The sequence below is a fragment of the Streptomyces sp. NPDC059166 genome (genome assembly GCF_042755185.1).
Lineage (GTDB): Bacteria > Actinomycetota > Actinomycetes > Streptomycetales > Streptomycetaceae > Streptomyces.
This window is the reverse complement of sequence record NZ_JBHZCI010000028.1, coordinates 1-13,348: the sequence shown is the minus strand read 5'-3', so window position 1 is coordinate 13,348 and position 13,348 is coordinate 1. Positions and strand designations below refer to the sequence as shown.

The 13,348-nt window shown below is 73.5% G+C and carries 13 protein-coding genes; 9 read left to right on the top strand and 4 right to left on the bottom strand.

Going from position 1 to position 13,348, the window contains the following annotated elements; translation table 11 throughout:
- Nucleotides 1-452: 452 nt before the first annotated feature.
- The 3 genes from ACFXOA_RS21215 to ACFXOA_RS21205 all read right to left on the bottom strand — a co-directional run bounded on the left by ACFXOA_RS21215 (nucleotide 453) and on the right by ACFXOA_RS21205 (nucleotide 3,342).
- Entirely contained in the window at nucleotides 453-956 is a 504-nt protein-coding gene (locus ACFXOA_RS21215) for a MarR family winged helix-turn-helix transcriptional regulator (protein WP_385030584.1), read from the bottom strand.
- Nucleotides 953-2,656 (bottom strand): FUSC family protein, encoded by a 1,704-nt coding sequence (locus ACFXOA_RS21210; RefSeq protein WP_385030581.1) that lies wholly within the window; start codon nucleotides 2,654-2,656, stop codon nucleotides 953-955. The genes ACFXOA_RS21215 and ACFXOA_RS21210 overlap by 4 nt, the downstream gene beginning before the upstream one ends.
- A gap of 215 nt (nucleotides 2,657-2,871) precedes the next feature.
- Nucleotides 2,872-3,342, bottom strand: a complete 471-nt coding sequence (locus ACFXOA_RS21205; RefSeq protein WP_385030577.1) for a MarR family winged helix-turn-helix transcriptional regulator — start codon at nucleotides 3,340-3,342, stop codon at nucleotides 2,872-2,874.
- A gap of 170 nt (nucleotides 3,343-3,512) precedes the next feature.
- Here ACFXOA_RS21205 and pcaH point away from each other — a divergent pair, with 170 nt between their 5' ends.
- The 4 genes from pcaH to pcaD are packed head-to-tail and all read left to right on the top strand — an operon-like array spanning nucleotide 3,513 to nucleotide 7,358.
- Complete coding sequence (gene pcaH / locus ACFXOA_RS21200) at nucleotides 3,513-4,298, top strand: protocatechuate 3,4-dioxygenase subunit beta (protein WP_385030574.1); 786 nt, start codon at nucleotides 3,513-3,515, stop codon at nucleotides 4,296-4,298.
- Complete coding sequence (pcaG, locus tag ACFXOA_RS21195) at nucleotides 4,298-4,879, top strand: protocatechuate 3,4-dioxygenase subunit alpha (RefSeq protein ID WP_385030571.1); 582 nt, start codon at nucleotides 4,298-4,300, stop codon at nucleotides 4,877-4,879. The genes pcaH and pcaG overlap by 1 nt, the downstream gene beginning before the upstream one ends.
- On the top strand, nucleotides 4,879-6,207 hold the full coding sequence (gene pcaB / locus ACFXOA_RS21190) for a 3-carboxy-cis,cis-muconate cycloisomerase (RefSeq protein WP_385030568.1): 1,329 nt from the start codon (nucleotides 4,879-4,881) through the stop codon (nucleotides 6,205-6,207). Before pcaG ends, pcaB begins: the two co-directional genes overlap by 1 nt.
- Nucleotides 6,204-7,358 (top strand): 3-oxoadipate enol-lactonase, encoded by a 1,155-nt coding sequence (gene pcaD / locus ACFXOA_RS21185; RefSeq protein ID WP_385030565.1) that lies wholly within the window; start codon nucleotides 6,204-6,206, stop codon nucleotides 7,356-7,358. Before pcaB ends, pcaD begins: the two co-directional genes overlap by 4 nt.
- Before the next feature lie 179 nt (nucleotides 7,359-7,537).
- Here pcaD and ACFXOA_RS21180 read toward each other — a convergent pair whose 3' ends face one another.
- Nucleotides 7,538-8,461, bottom strand: a complete 924-nt coding sequence (locus ACFXOA_RS21180) for a phospholipid scramblase-related protein (protein WP_385030562.1) — start codon at nucleotides 8,459-8,461, stop codon at nucleotides 7,538-7,540.
- 72 nt (nucleotides 8,462-8,533) lie between these two features.
- On the opposite strand from ACFXOA_RS21180, the gene ACFXOA_RS21175 reads away from it, so the two are divergent.
- From ACFXOA_RS21175 to ACFXOA_RS21155, 5 genes are all read left to right on the top strand, one after another.
- Complete coding sequence (locus ACFXOA_RS21175; RefSeq protein ID WP_385030559.1) at nucleotides 8,534-8,950, top strand: hypothetical protein; 417 nt, start codon at nucleotides 8,534-8,536, stop codon at nucleotides 8,948-8,950.
- A 118-nt stretch (nucleotides 8,951-9,068) separates the two neighbouring features.
- The gene (locus ACFXOA_RS21170; protein ID WP_385030556.1) at nucleotides 9,069-9,731 is read left to right on the top strand and encodes a DUF3105 domain-containing protein; all 663 of its coding nucleotides are present in this window, start codon (nucleotides 9,069-9,071) and stop codon (nucleotides 9,729-9,731) included.
- A complete protein-coding gene (locus tag ACFXOA_RS21165; protein ID WP_385030553.1) occupies nucleotides 9,728-10,375 on the top strand; it encodes a DUF305 domain-containing protein in 648 nt (215 codons plus the stop codon). The genes ACFXOA_RS21170 and ACFXOA_RS21165 overlap by 4 nt, the downstream gene beginning before the upstream one ends.
- A 163-nt stretch (nucleotides 10,376-10,538) precedes the next feature.
- Nucleotides 10,539-11,846 (top strand): phytase, encoded by a 1,308-nt coding sequence (locus tag ACFXOA_RS21160; RefSeq protein WP_385030550.1) that lies wholly within the window; start codon nucleotides 10,539-10,541, stop codon nucleotides 11,844-11,846.
- Between the two features lie 62 nt (nucleotides 11,847-11,908).
- A complete protein-coding gene (locus tag ACFXOA_RS21155) occupies nucleotides 11,909-13,159 on the top strand; it encodes an ROK family protein (RefSeq protein WP_385030547.1) in 1,251 nt (416 codons plus the stop codon).
- Nucleotides 13,160-13,348 lie beyond the last annotated feature (189 nt).

Genomic DNA, 13,348 nt, shown 5'->3' with positions numbered 1-13,348 from the left:
GTAATAAACTCGCCAGTTTTCGCACTCACCGCCCTCGCGCGTGCGCGGGGAGTGACGGGATACGTGAAACCGGGAAACCCTAGGCTTGTGTCCCGCAGAGCGGGACGAGGCGCGCGTCCGATCTCAGGCCAGCAGGTCCGCGTGCTGGCAAAACCCCGATCTGTGGGCACATTTGACCGAACCCGGTCCGCGAGTACGAAGATTCACGTTCCGCAGGGAGGGACAGGGGCACATGTGATCGAATCGGATCGAAAGGAGCAGAATCCTGAGCGACGGACGGGCGTGCGAGGCTTCAGCCCTGTCGCGCGGGGGCGCCGGACCGGCGCCCCGGCCGGTCCGGGACCCCGTCGCACCCTCTTCGCGACACCATCACGCTCCGTAAAACCCGGGACCAGAGGTGGGCCGGATACACCGATCCGGCACCGCACCCCGGACGGCGGGGGCGCGGCCTCTCAGAGGCGCCCGCCGAGCCTGCCCTCCAGTTGCACCAGCAGCTCCCCGAGCCGGCCGCTGAGCTCGCCGCGGGCCTCCCCGTCCAGACCGGAGAGCACCGACCGCTCGTAGGCGAGCTGTTCGGGCAGCAGGCGGTCGACGAGTTCGCGCCCCTCGTCGGTCAGGCCGACGTGGGCTACCCTGCGGTCCCTGGCGTCGCTGCGCCGGGCGATGAGGCCCGACTCCTGCAGCGCGCGCAGCCGCTTGGTGACGGCCGCACCGGACGAGAAGGTCTCGCGGGCCAGGTCCCCGGGGGTGAGCTCGCGCCCGGTGCGCCGCATCGCGCCGAGCAGATCGAATTCCGCGCGGGTCAGCCCGGCGGCCCGCAGGGGCGCGTCCTCGGCCTGCTGGAGGAGGGCCGCACAGCGGTTGATCCGGCCGATGAGTTCCATCGGCCCGGTGTCCAGCCCCGGGTGGACGGCCTGCCACTGCCGTACCACCGAGGCGACGATGTCGTCGGTCACGCCGCTCCGTTCACCGCGGGCAGGGTGATCAGCCCCTGCCGTCGTGCTGTCGCCGCGAGCGTACGGTGTCCCGCCTGCTCGGCCTCCACCAGCTCTTCCTCCGGCAGGGCGCGCTGCCACCACTCCCCCGAGGCCACGTCACCGGCGTCGCGCAGTTCCACCAGGGCAGCGGTCAGTTCGCGGCGTGCCGCGGCCAGCGCCGGCGCGCCGGCGGCCGGGTCGGCGATCACCCCGTCGGCCCGGCCCCTGGCCTCCCCGACGGCCGCGAGGGCCCGCTCGACGCGGCCGGAGGCCGGGCGGTTGGTGACCGCGATCACGGCGAGGAAGCCCACCGCGACCCCCACGAGGGTGTCCAGCGCACGGTCCGTGACGAGTTCGCCCGCGGGCTGGGTCCCGCCGAACTCCAGGATCAGGAGTGCCATCGGGGTGACGGCGACCGATCCGAGCCAGTAGTTCCGGGTGATCAGCGCCTCCGCGGCGAAGTTGAGGGTGAGGACGCACAGCACGAGTGCGAGTGACCCGATCCGGGTGAGCGGGAGTACGGCCGCGAAGACCAGGACCCCGAGCAGGTTCCCCACGGTGCGCTGCAATCCCCTGCTCCAGGAGAGGCTGAGGTTCGGCTGGTAGACGGAGGCCGCGGTGACGACGGCCCAGTACGGGTGACCGACGCCGAGCGCCGAGGACGCGTAGCCGGCGAGGGCGCAGCCCACGAGCGTGCGGATTCCGACCGGCAGCACCGGCGATCCGGGGCCGAGCGCGCGCAGCAGTCCGCGCCGCGCCTCCCGGCGTCCCCTGCGTATCCGCCGCCCGGCACGCTCGGCGTCGACACCGAAGAGCTGGTCGACGGTGCCGGGTGCCGGGGGCGGGGCGGGGACTGGCCCCCGGGCGCGGGTCCTCGCCGCCCATCCGCGCAGCACCTGGGGATGCGTCCGCCCGTCCGCGTCGTCGTGGCCGGCGGTGGCCAGGGCCCGCTCGGCGTGGACGACCAGCCTCTCCAGTGCGCGGCGGTCGGGGGTGGAACGGCCGGCTGCCAGCAGTGCCTGCCAGGCGGCCTGGATCGCCGCCGCCGCGGTGTGACGGGTGCGGGGCCCGGGAGCCTCCGCGTACGCGGAGGCCGCGTCGAGCGCGCGTGCGGTCGCGAGGCGCTCGGGCCCCTCCCTGCGCCACAGGGCCGGTCCGGCGGTCACCAGCCACGAGAACGCACCCGCCGCCAGCATCAGCGCCATGTGGCCGGGCACCTGCCCCAGCTCCTGCGGGGCGAAGAGGGCGGCCGAGGTGACGAACGCGAAGATGACATTGCCCGGGGGGCCGATGCGGCTCGCGTCGCAGAAGACCTTCTGCACGGCCGCGAGCAGCGCGCCGACCGCGATGAGGACGGGCGTCGAGTCGGTGAGCGATCCCACGACCAGGGAGACGGCGAGTCCCGCCGCCATCCCGAGGATCACCCGCAGCACGGTGTGCGCCCTGCGGGCGTACGGCAGGTTGTGGCCGTACAGGGCGCAGAGCGATCCCGCCATCGTGTACATCACGAGGTCCAGGCGGCCGAAGGAGTGGAGCAGCAGGTTCGGGACCCCCGAGGCCACGACGACGCTGAGCGCGGGCTTGTACCAGATCTCCGCAGGACTCCTCAGAGCCAGGACACCCCTGACGGTCAGGGCGCGCACGGCGGGCTTGCGGGGGCGTACGGCTGTATCACTCACGCAAATAGATTAACAGGTGTTACACACGTAAAATACTTTCGACGACGGGGCCCCGGACAGCCGCATGCCCGCCGCCTGCCGTACACCGCCCGCGCGCGCCGCACACCGCGCCGGGCCCGGTCGGCCGCGGGCCCGCCACCAGTCATCCCGCGGGGCCTCCCGGGGGCCCGGTCGGGCCTCCACGCCGGGCTTCCGCGCCCCCGGACGGAGGGCCGTCACCCGTCCGCGGGCCGCCCGCCGCCCGCGTCGGTCACGCGAAGCGCCTCGGCCGCGTCCGCGACCCTGCGCATCAGCCCGAAGAGCGCCTGCCGCTCCTCCTCGGACAGCGGGCCGAGGAAGACCTGGTTCATCCGCGCCGTACGAAGGGCGAGGGCCTTGTGGGTGCGGATCCCCTCCTCGGTGAGGCGGAGCAGCGAACGCCGCCCGTCCCGTGGGTCGCGCACCTTGTCCAGCAGTGCGCGCCGCAGCAGCCGGGTGACGACCTCCGCCACGGTCGACCGGTCGAGCCCGACGCGCTCCCCCACCGTCCGCTGGTCGAGGCCGGGTTCGGCGGTCAGCGCGTTGAGGACGGCGAACTGGGGCGAAGTGGTCTCCTCGGACACCATCGCGTTCCAGAGCAGGTGGTGCGCCTGCTGGAGGCGTCTGGCCAGGTGGCCGGGGTGGGTACTCAGATCGACCGCCTGCACGCGGCACCGTCCTCTCGTCGTCGGCCGCCGGCCCCGCACCGTAGGTGGGGATCCTGGAGATACGCAGTGTACTGAGGGTCTTGACCGAGGAAACGAGCCATGGATAGCTTCAGGGCCATCGAGATTTAGTCAGTGTACTGAGCATTTTCATCCATGCCCGGAGCCGTGACATGACCGCACATCGCCCTTCCCCGCATCCGCTGCCCGACGGGATGACCCAGGCGGAGATCGACGCCGAGGTGGCCCGGGTCCAGGCCGCGGCCGAACCCGGCGCGCACCACCCCCCACGTGACTACCCGCCCTACCGCAGCAGCCACTTCCGTCACCCGCACCGCCCGCTCGTCCCGGTGCGCGACCCCGAGGCGGTCGAACTCTCCGGGCCCGCCTTCGGCGTGACGGATGTGACCGCCCTCGACCGCGATCTGACCGCGCAGCACCTCGGCGAGCCGCTCGGTGAGCGCATCACCGTCTCCGGACGGGTGGTGGACAGGGCCGGCCGCCCGGTGCGGGGACAGCTCGTCGAGGTGTGGCAGGCCAACGCGTCGGGGCGCTACGCCCACCAGCTCGACCGGCATCCGGCGCCGCTGGACCCGAACTTCACCGGCTTCGGGCGCTGCCTGACCGACGACGACGGCGGCTACTCGTTCACCACCGTCAAGCCCGGCGCCTATCCCTGGCGCAACCACACCAACGCGTGGCGGCCCGCGCACATCCACTTCTCGCTGTTCGGCACGTCGTTCAGCCAGCGGCTCGTGACCCAGATGTACTTTCCCGGTGATCCGCTCCTGCCCTACGACCCGGTCATCCGCTCCGTCACCGACCAGGCCGCCCGCGACCGGCTGACGGCGGTGTACGACCACGGCCTGTCCGTGCCCGAGTGGTCGCTCGGCTACCGCTGGGACATAGTCCTGGACGGACCGTGCGCCACCTGGACCGAGGAAGAAGGCGACGCCTGATGTCACACGCCCCGACCCCCTCCCAGACCGTCGGCCCCTTCTACGGTTACGCGCTGCCCTTCCCAGGCGGCGGCGACGTGGCTCCGGCCGGGCACCCCGGGACCGTCACGGTCCACGGCTTCGTCCTCGACGGCCGCGGGGAACCGGTGCCCGACGCCATCGTGGAGACCTGGCAGCCGGCACCCGACGGCTCGCGCACCGGCCTGCCTGGGTCGCTGCGCCACGATCCCGCCACGGGGGTGGTGATCGGACGCAACGGCGTGGACTTCACCGGTTTCGGGCGGGCGCCGACGGACGCGGACGGACGGTGGGTGGTGCGAACGCTGCTGCCCGGCGGAGCCCCGTACCTCTCGGTGGCGGTCTTCGCCCGCGGTCTCGTCCACCACCTCTGCACCCGTGTCTACTTCCCCGATCTCCTGGCCGGGCCGGACGGCGGTGCCGCGACGGACGATCCGCTGCTGGGCTCGCTCGACGACGAGCGGCGCGCCACCCTGGTCGCGGCGCGCACGGATCCCCGTACCTACCGCTTCGACATCCGTCTCCAAGGCGAACGCGAGACGGTCTTCCTGGAGTTCGGCTGATGCACGAGAGCGACGCCGGGCTTCTCGCCCCGGGACGGGCGGGTTCGCCGGCCGAGTCCGCCACCGGTGACCACGCCTTCCTGCAGGCGCTCCTGGACGCCGAAGCGGCGCTCACCCGGGCCCGGTGCGCCGTGGGGGCGGCCCCGCCCCGGGCGGGCGAGGCGGTCACCGAGGCCGCGGACGCGGCACGCTTCGACGTACGGGAGATCGCGCTGCGCGCGCGGGCGGGCGGCAATCCGGTGATCCCGCTGGTCGCGGCGCTCGCCTCCGCGGTCGACGGGAGCGCGCGGCCCTTCGTCCACCAGGGCGCGACCAGTCAGGACATCCTCGACACCGCGGCGATGCTGGTGGCCCACCGCACCCTGGGCTTCGTCCTCGGCGACCTGGACCGGACGGCGGACGCGCTCGCCCGGCTCGCCGCCGAACACCGCGACACGTTGATGCCGGGCCGCACCCTCACCCAGCACGCCGTACCGACCCTCTTCGGCCTCAAGGCCGCGGGCTGGCGGTCCCTGGTCCTCGACGCGCGCGACCGGCTGGGCGCGGTGCGCGACTCCCTCCCGGCCCAGCTCGGCGGGGCGGCGGGCACCTTGGCCGCCTTCACGGCGGACTCCGGTGCGCCGGAAGGGCTCGCGCTCGTCGCCGAGTTCGCGCGGGAGACGGGGCTCGCGGAACCCGCGCTGCCCTGGCACACACTGCGCACCCCGGTCGCCGACCTGGCGGGTGCGCTCGCGTTCACCGCGGGGGCGCTCGGCAAGACGGCTGCCGATGTACTCGTCCTGTCCCGTACCGAGATCGCCGAGGTGGCGGAGGGATCCGGCGGCGGGTCATCCGCCATGCCGCACAAGGCCAACCCGGTCCGCGCCACCCTGATCGCGGCCGCGGCCCGCCGCGCGCCCGGGGCGGCGGCCACGCTCTTCGCCTCGCTCACCGCCGAGGACGAGCGGCCCGCCGGGGCCTGGCACGCCGAGTGGGAACCGCTGCGCGATCTGCTGCGACTCGTGGGCGGGGCGGCCCGGGACGCGGTGGAGCTCACGGAGGGCCTCAAGGTCTTCCCCTCGGCCATGGGCCGCCACCTGGGGCTGACCGGCGGGCTGATCGTCTCGGAGCGGCTGGCCGCCGTGGCCTCGGCGCGGGTGGGGCCTGCCCGCGCCGGGGAGATCGTCACGGAGGCGGCCCGCCGGGCCCGCGACACCGGCCGTCCGCTCGCGGATGTCCTCGCGGGAGAGCCCGCCTTCGACGGCCTCGACCTCACCGGACTGACCGACCCCGCCGCCTGGACCGGGTGCGCCGGGCCGCTCACCGACCGCGCTCTGGAGCGCCGATGACCACGACTCCCGGACACCTCCTCCACCACCGCGCCGAAGGACCGGCCACCGCTCCCCCGCTGCTGCTCGGACCGTCCCTCGGTACGTCCACCGCCGTCTGGGACGGTGTGGCCCCCGAACTCTCCGCCTCGCACCGGGTGGTGAGGTGGGACCTTCCAGGACATGGCGGTTCGCCCGCGGGACTCGTCGGCCCGGGGGCCTCGGTCGCCGATCTGGGCGGGCTGGTCCTGGCGCTGGCGGACTCGCTGTCCCTGGAACGGTTCTCGTACGCCGGGGTCTCGCTGGGTGGCGCCGTGGGCCTCTGGCTCGCGATCCACCACCCCGGACGTCTGGACCGCCTGGCGGTCGTCTGCTCCTCGGCCCACTTCGGCGACCCGGGTCCCTGGCGGGAGCGGGCCGCGCTGGTGCGCTCCGAAGGACTGGGCAAGGTCGCGGAGAGCGCGGCGGGCCGCTGGTTCACCCCGAGGTTCACCGAACCCGGGCTGCTCGACGACCTCCTGGGTACCGACCCCGACGCGTACGCCGCGTGCTGCGACGCGCTGGCCGACTGCGATCTGCGGTCCGGGCTCCGCGAGGTACGGGTGCCCACGCTGGTGGTGGCCGGCCGGGAGGATCCGGCGACGCCGCCCGCCCACGCGCGGGAGATCGCCGACGGCATCCCCGGCGCCGCTCTGACCGAGCTGCCGCACGCCTCGCACCTTGCTCCGGCGGAGCGCCCGGAGGCCGTACGCGACGCGCTGCGCGCCCACTTCACGCCTCGGGAACGCGAGAGCGGGACGGCGGTGCGCCGCGAGGTCCTGGGGGATGCGCACGTGGACCGGGCGCAGGCCGCGGCCGACGCGTTCACCGCGCCCTTCCAGGACTTCATCTCCCGCTACGCCTGGGGTGAGGTCTGGACGGACCCGACGCTCTCACGCCGTGAGCGCAGCCTGATCACGCTGACCGCCCTGGTCGCGCACGGGCACCACGGGGAGCTGGCGATGCACGTGCGCGCGGCCGTGCGCAACGGACTCGCCCCGCACGAGATCGGCGCGGCTCTGCTGCAGACCGGGGTCTACTGCGGGGTCCCGGCGGCGAACTCGGCGTTCGCGGTGGCCCAGCGGGTGCTCTCCGAGATGGCCGGGGAAGCGGACGGCCTCCGGCGGGACTGACCGGCCCGGCGACGGTCCGTGTGCAGCGCCCCCGAGCGTGGGGGCGCTGCGCACAGCCGTCGGTCCGCGCGCGCCCGTGCGGCCGGAACCAGCGAACTGATGCGGCGGCGTCGCCATGGGGTCGTCCGCGCCCGTGCGGTAGCGGCACGGCCGGTCCGCACGGTGCCGCCGGCGCTCCGTCAGCCGAGGCCGCGGGCGTCCTGCTTGAGCGCGGTGTCCACGGTCAGAGCGGTCGCCACGACCAGGCTCAGCAGCGGTTCGGGCAGCTGGTAGTGGATCTGGAGCACATAGTTGTCGGCCGTGGTGAACATGGTCTTCGCCAGGCCTTCCCAGGTCTTGGTGATCCGGGCTATCTCGGCGCCGTTGTGGTCGACTATGGCGAAGTTCCAGGCCCGCCAGTTCTCGGCCTTGATCGCCCCGACCTGGTGGCCGTCGGCCATCATCGCGAAGTTGATCTTCCCGATGGCGTTCTGCTGGACGATCTCGCCGACCGGCTGCCCGTCCGGGCGCTGCACGACGACCCGGGACTTGATGAACTTCGCCGGACGGGTCAGGAGCAGCTGCGGCTGGCCGTAGGCGTCCCGGATCTCCAGACGGTGCGTGAGGTACTGGTCGATGCTGGAGACGAACCTGAGCACCTTGCGCGCCGCGCTCTGCCCGACCTGGACCACCGAGCCGATGGTGTTGCCCTGCTGGTCGAAGACGCTGTACTCGTTGGTGAGCTCGATCAGCTTCGCCTTCTGGTTCACGACCAGGACCTGCTGATTGAAGAGCGAACCACCACTCGGAACACCCGGCTGAGGAACGCCCTGCTGGGGAACACCCTGCTGGGGAACGCCCTGCTGGGGCACTGCCTGCTGCTGGGCGAACTGCTGCGGAGCCTGCGCCGGCTGCTGGGGCGCGGCTTGCTGCGGCCCGGCGGCCTGGGGCTGGGCGGCGGCGTGCTGCTGAGCCGCCGCGGGGGCAGCCTGCTGGGCTGGGGCCTGTCCTTGCGCGGGATGCGTGTGCTCGGTCCACCGGGTGCCGTCCCAGTATCGGAGCAGCTGAGGGGCGCCGTGGGGATCCGGATGCCAGCCCGCAGGTACGTTCGATTGCGTCGTCACGCGGGCACACTATCCTGCCCGCCTGTGGGGCTGAACCCATTGAACTTTCACACACCATCTACGATGACGGCGATGACCGGAGCGAGCGGACGGACGGACCGGCGACGGGGTGGTGACGGCCTGCCCGTCGCCCTGGGCTGGGCGCTGCTGCTCACGGCTCTCTTCCTCTGCTGTGCCCCTCATTCGGCGGCGGCACCCGCGGAATCCGCTCCCGAGTCCGTCCGGGCCTTCACGCCGGTGCCCTCCGCGGTCGTGTCCGTGGTCGTCGCCGACGCTCCGGGCGAACGCGGGATCGGCAGTTCCTGCCACGGCACGACGGATCACTCGACGGCTGTCGTGCTGCCCGCGCATCCGGCACCCGCCGCTCCGCCCGGCCCTTGCTCCGCGCTCCGTGCCGCCCCGCTCACCGGCGGCGCGGCCGTCCGGGGGCCCTCCCACGACGGCGCGGCCGCCGTCGACCTCACTCTTCTGCGGGTCCGGCGGACCTGAGGGCTGCCTGGGACCGCCCGCCGCGTCGACCACGCGCGGTGTGGACGTCCCAGCCGTACCCTCTGCCGCCGCGTGACGCCCCCGGCCCACGCGATCCGCTGACCCCGAGGACCTGACCATGGCTTCCGCCAGGAACAAGAACCATGACAAGAACAGCCCCGCGAGCGCCCGTCGCGCCAAGCTCGAGGAGGCCCGCCGCAAGGAGCGGGCCCGTGAGCGCCGCAGCCGTGTCATCACCATCACCGCGGCCGTCGTCGTGCTCGTCGGTCTCGTCGCGGGGGGCGGATACCTGATGTCCGCCGCGGACGAGCAGGACGAGGCCGAGGAGCAGGCCCGGACGTCACCCGTGTCCGGCGAGAAGTCCTGGGACGACCTGACCCAGAACCACGTCGAGAAGCCCGTCGACTACCCGATGAACCCGCCGGTCGGCGGCGACCACAACCCGGTGTGGATGAACTGCGACGCCGACGTCTACACGGAGGCGATACCGAAGGAGAACGCCGTCCACTCCCTGGAGCACGGCGCCGTCTGGGTCACGTACAACGACAAGGCCTCCCAGGACGACATCAAGGCCCTGTCGGAACGCGTCGCGAAGACCCCCTACTCCCTGATGAGCCCGGTGGCCGACCAGAAGGACCCGCTGATGCTCAGCGCGTGGGGCAGGCAGCTCACCGTGAAGAGCGCCACCGACGCACGAGTCGCCCAGTTCTTCACCAAGTACGTCCAGGGCACGCAGACCCCCGAGCCCGGTGCCGCCTGCTCCGGCGGGATCACCAGGTGACCCCGGCCGCTCGCGCCTCCCGCCCGCTGGTGTGGGCGGGGGCCGCGGTGTCCGTCGTGGCTCTGGGGCTCGTCCTGCTGATGGTGGTACACCCCTCGGCCGCTTCCCCGTCCCGTTCCGGAGCCGTCCCGGCCGCGCCGGCCGAGAGCTCGTCGGACGTGGGCTTCGCGCGGGACATGTCCGTCCACCACCAGCAGGCGGTGGAGATGGCGTTCCTGGTCCGTGACCGCACGACCGACGAGGACGTCCGGCGGCTCGCGTACGACATCATCAACACCCAGGCGAACCAGCGGGGCATGATGCTGGGCTGGCTGGAGTCCTGGGACCGGCCGAAGAGTTCCGACCGTCCCAGGATGGAGTGGATGGGGCATCCGGTCACCGCGTCCGGCGGATCCCTGATGCCCGGGATGGCGACCGACGCCGAGTTGGACGAACTGCGGGCGGCGAAGGGCAGGGACGCGGAGGTCCTCTTCCTCCGGCTGATGACCGTGCACCACCGCGCCGGCGCGGAGATGGCGCGGGCGGCAGCCGGTTCGGCGGGCACCGACGAGATCCGGGGGCTCGCCGAGGGGATGGTGCGGGCCCAGGAGTCCGAGATCTCGCTGATGGAGGACATGCTCGAAGAGCGCGGCGCGTCGTCCTGAGCTCCGCGACGGTGCCGCGGGACCGGTGGGACACCGGACCCGCGGCACCGCGAGTTCACCCGGATCCCATGTCCGTCTCATGGGCACGACACCCGCGCACCACGCCGCCACCCGACGCTTCCTGACGAGTCACCGACCCGCTCCTTCCACGACAGGAAGCTCTGTGCGCATACACCGTTCCACACGTCTGGCGGCCGGCGCCGCGCTCGGCACCGCTCTCCTCACCCTCGTCCCGCTCTCCTCCGCCCACGCCCGGCCACTCCCCCTGCCGGGCGTGGGAGCGACGGCGGAGACCGCGCCGCTCCACGACGACGAGGCCGGCGGGAACGCGAACGCCGACGACCCCGCGATCTGGCGCGACGACGCTCACCCGGGGCGCAGCCTGGTCGTGGCCACCGCCAAGGAGGGCGGGCTGCGCGTCTACGGGCTGGACGCCTCCCTGGTCCAGTCGCTGCCCGCCCCTGCCCCGGCGACCGAGGACGACGCCCCGGGCAGGTTCAACAACGTGGACCTGGTGACCGGGCTGCGCACCCCGTCCGGCCGGGCCGACGTGGCGGTGGTCAGCGACCGCGGCAACGACCGTCTCCGGATCTACCGCATCGACCCCTCGCGGCCGGGAGGCCCGCTGAGGGACGTCACGGATCCGGCTGCCGCACCGGTCTTCTCCGAGGACCAGGCCGAGATCAACGAGCAGCGGACCGCCTACGGACTGGCGACCTGGCGGGACCGCGCCACCGGCCGCTCGTACGCCCTGGTCAGCCGCCGCAACACCACCGACCTGGCCCTGCTCGAACTCCGGCCGACGGCGGCGGGGACGGTCGGGTACCGCCTGGTGCGCACGCTCTCGCTCCCCTCCTCCTTCAGGCTGCCGGACGGCACCTCCTGGACCCCCTGCGGGGAGCCGGGAGAGCTCCCGCAGGTCGAGGGGATGGTCGTCGACCCTGCTGACGGCACGCTCTACGCGGGCCAGGAGGACGTGGGCATCTGGCGGCTGCCCGCCACGCTGAAGGGCCGTCCGGTCCTCATGGACAAGGTCAGGGAGTACGGCGTCCCCGGGACGTACGACCCCGGGACCGAGGAGTGCGTGCCCGGCACGGACCCCGGTTTCGGAGGCAGGCGGCTGGCCGCCGACGTCGAGGGGCTGACTCTCTTCGGCAGGCCGGGCAGCGGTCACCTCATGGCGTCCGGGCAGGGCGACGACAGTTTCGCGCTGTACGGGCGCGGGGCTTCCGGAGGCAACGCGTACGAGGGCGGCTTCCGCGTCACCGCGGTCTCGGCCGACCTGGACGGGAGCGAGGAGTGCGACGGCGCCGCGGCGCTCGACGAGCCCTTGGGCGCCCGATACCCGCACGGGCTGCTGGTGGTCCAGGACGGCCACGAGACCTCCGCGTCGGGGAGCGAGGAGGGGCGGGAGACGACGGGCTTCAAGTTCGTCGACCTGCGGGCGGTGACCAGGGCCGCGGGCGTGTGAGCGAGCCGGTCCTCCGGTACCCGGCCGGGTACCGGAGGCCATCGCATAGGCTCGTCGACGACATGAAGAGCTACCTCACGCCTCTGGGGTCCAAGGCCGACAAGGACACCGTGCGCCGCCACAACCTGAGCCTTGTGCTGCGTGCCGTGCGGGACGAGGGCGAGGCCGGTGAGGCGACCCGTGCGGGAGTCTCGGCGCGGGTCGGACTGACCCGCGCCGCGGTGTCCTCCCTGGTCGAGCAGCTGCTGGAGACCGGCTTCGTCACCGAGTCGGGCAAGACCTTCAGCGGGCAGGCGGGGCGGCCCGGAACCGCCCTCAAGGTGGCTCGCACCGGGGCCGCGGGGCTGGGCGTCGAGGTCAACATCGACTACGTGTCGGTATGCGTGGTGGACCTGGCCGGTACCGGCCGGGTCCGGCAGACGGAGCACCTGGACAACCGGGGCGCCCCGCCCGAGGAGGTGCTTGCCCGCGCGGCCGCCATCGCCGCGCGCACGCTGGACTCGGCGCGGGAGCAGGATCTGCACCCGGTCGGTACGGCGCTCGCGCTGCCGGGGCTCGTGTCGGGGGGCTCCGTGCGCCAGGCCCCGAACCTCGGGTGGAACCAGGTGGCCGCCGAGGATCTCTTCGCCGACGCCCTGGCCGGGCTGATCCCCGGCACCGCGGCCCTTCCGGTCCGCTCGGAGAACGAGGCGAACCTGGCGGCGCTCGCCGAGCTGTGGTTCGGCGGGCTCGGCGCCGTCCGCAGCTTCCTCTACCTGACGGGCGAGATCGGCGTGGGCGGCGCCCTGGTGCTCGACGGCGAACTGCTGCGCGGCGCGCACGGGTTCGCCGGGGAGATCGGTCACGTGGTGGTGGACCCCGCGGGCCCGGAGTGCCGCTGCGGTTCGCGGGGCTGTCTGGAACAGTACGCGGGCCAGTCGGCCCTGCTGCGCGCGGCCGGCGTGGACACCGAGGGGGCCGCCGGCGTGATGGAACTGGAGCGGCGGGCCGGTGCGGGTGATCCCGTGGCGCTGGCCGCGGTGGCCGAGGCGGGCCGGATGCTGGGGCAGGTGCTGTCCGGCGCGGTCAATCTGTTCGATCCCGACGCGGTGGTGCTCGGCGGCATCTACCGGGGCCTGATGCCGTGGCTCTCCCCGCCCGCCGACTCGGAGCTGACGGACCGCGTGGTGTCCGGGCTGTGGTCGCGCGGCGGCGGACGGCTGCGCGCGTCATCCGTCGCGGGTGACGCGGCACGCGGCGCCGCCGCGCTGGTGGTCCAGGACGTGCTGGCCGACCCGGTCGCGTACGCCGGGCCGGCGGCGCTCGGCGGCTGAGGACGCACCGGTCCCGATGGGCCGGCCGGTGACCAGGAGTGGGCCGTGGACCCGCTCCTGGCCGCTTCGGGCATCCCGGCGGTTAGCGGTCGCCCCGGGGTGTCCGGTGGTGTTCCGGGCACCCCGGTGGGTGGGTCAGCGGACGTTGAGGAGGTGTTCCATGGCGAGCTGGTCGAGGGCTTCGAAGGC

Bases quoted from the DNA above. Each gene is read 5' to 3' on its own strand.
- pcaH (WP_385030574.1), top strand. From the start codon at position 3,513: ATGACCGCACATCGCCCTTCCCCGCATCCGCTGCCCGACGGGATGACC.
- ACFXOA_RS21175 (WP_385030559.1), top strand. From the start codon at position 8,534: ATGACCGGAGCGAGCGGACGGACGGACCGGCGACGGGGTGGTGACGGC.
- pcaD (WP_385030565.1), top strand. From the start codon at position 6,204: ATGACCACGACTCCCGGACACCTCCTCCACCACCGCGCCGAAGGACCG.
- ACFXOA_RS21170 (WP_385030556.1), top strand. From the start codon at position 9,069: ATGGCTTCCGCCAGGAACAAGAACCATGACAAGAACAGCCCCGCGAGC.
- ACFXOA_RS21155 (WP_385030547.1), top strand. From the start codon at position 11,909: ATGAAGAGCTACCTCACGCCTCTGGGGTCCAAGGCCGACAAGGACACC.
- pcaG (WP_385030571.1), top strand. From the start codon at position 4,298: ATGTCACACGCCCCGACCCCCTCCCAGACCGTCGGCCCCTTCTACGGT.
- pcaB (WP_385030568.1), top strand. From the start codon at position 4,879: ATGCACGAGAGCGACGCCGGGCTTCTCGCCCCGGGACGGGCGGGTTCG.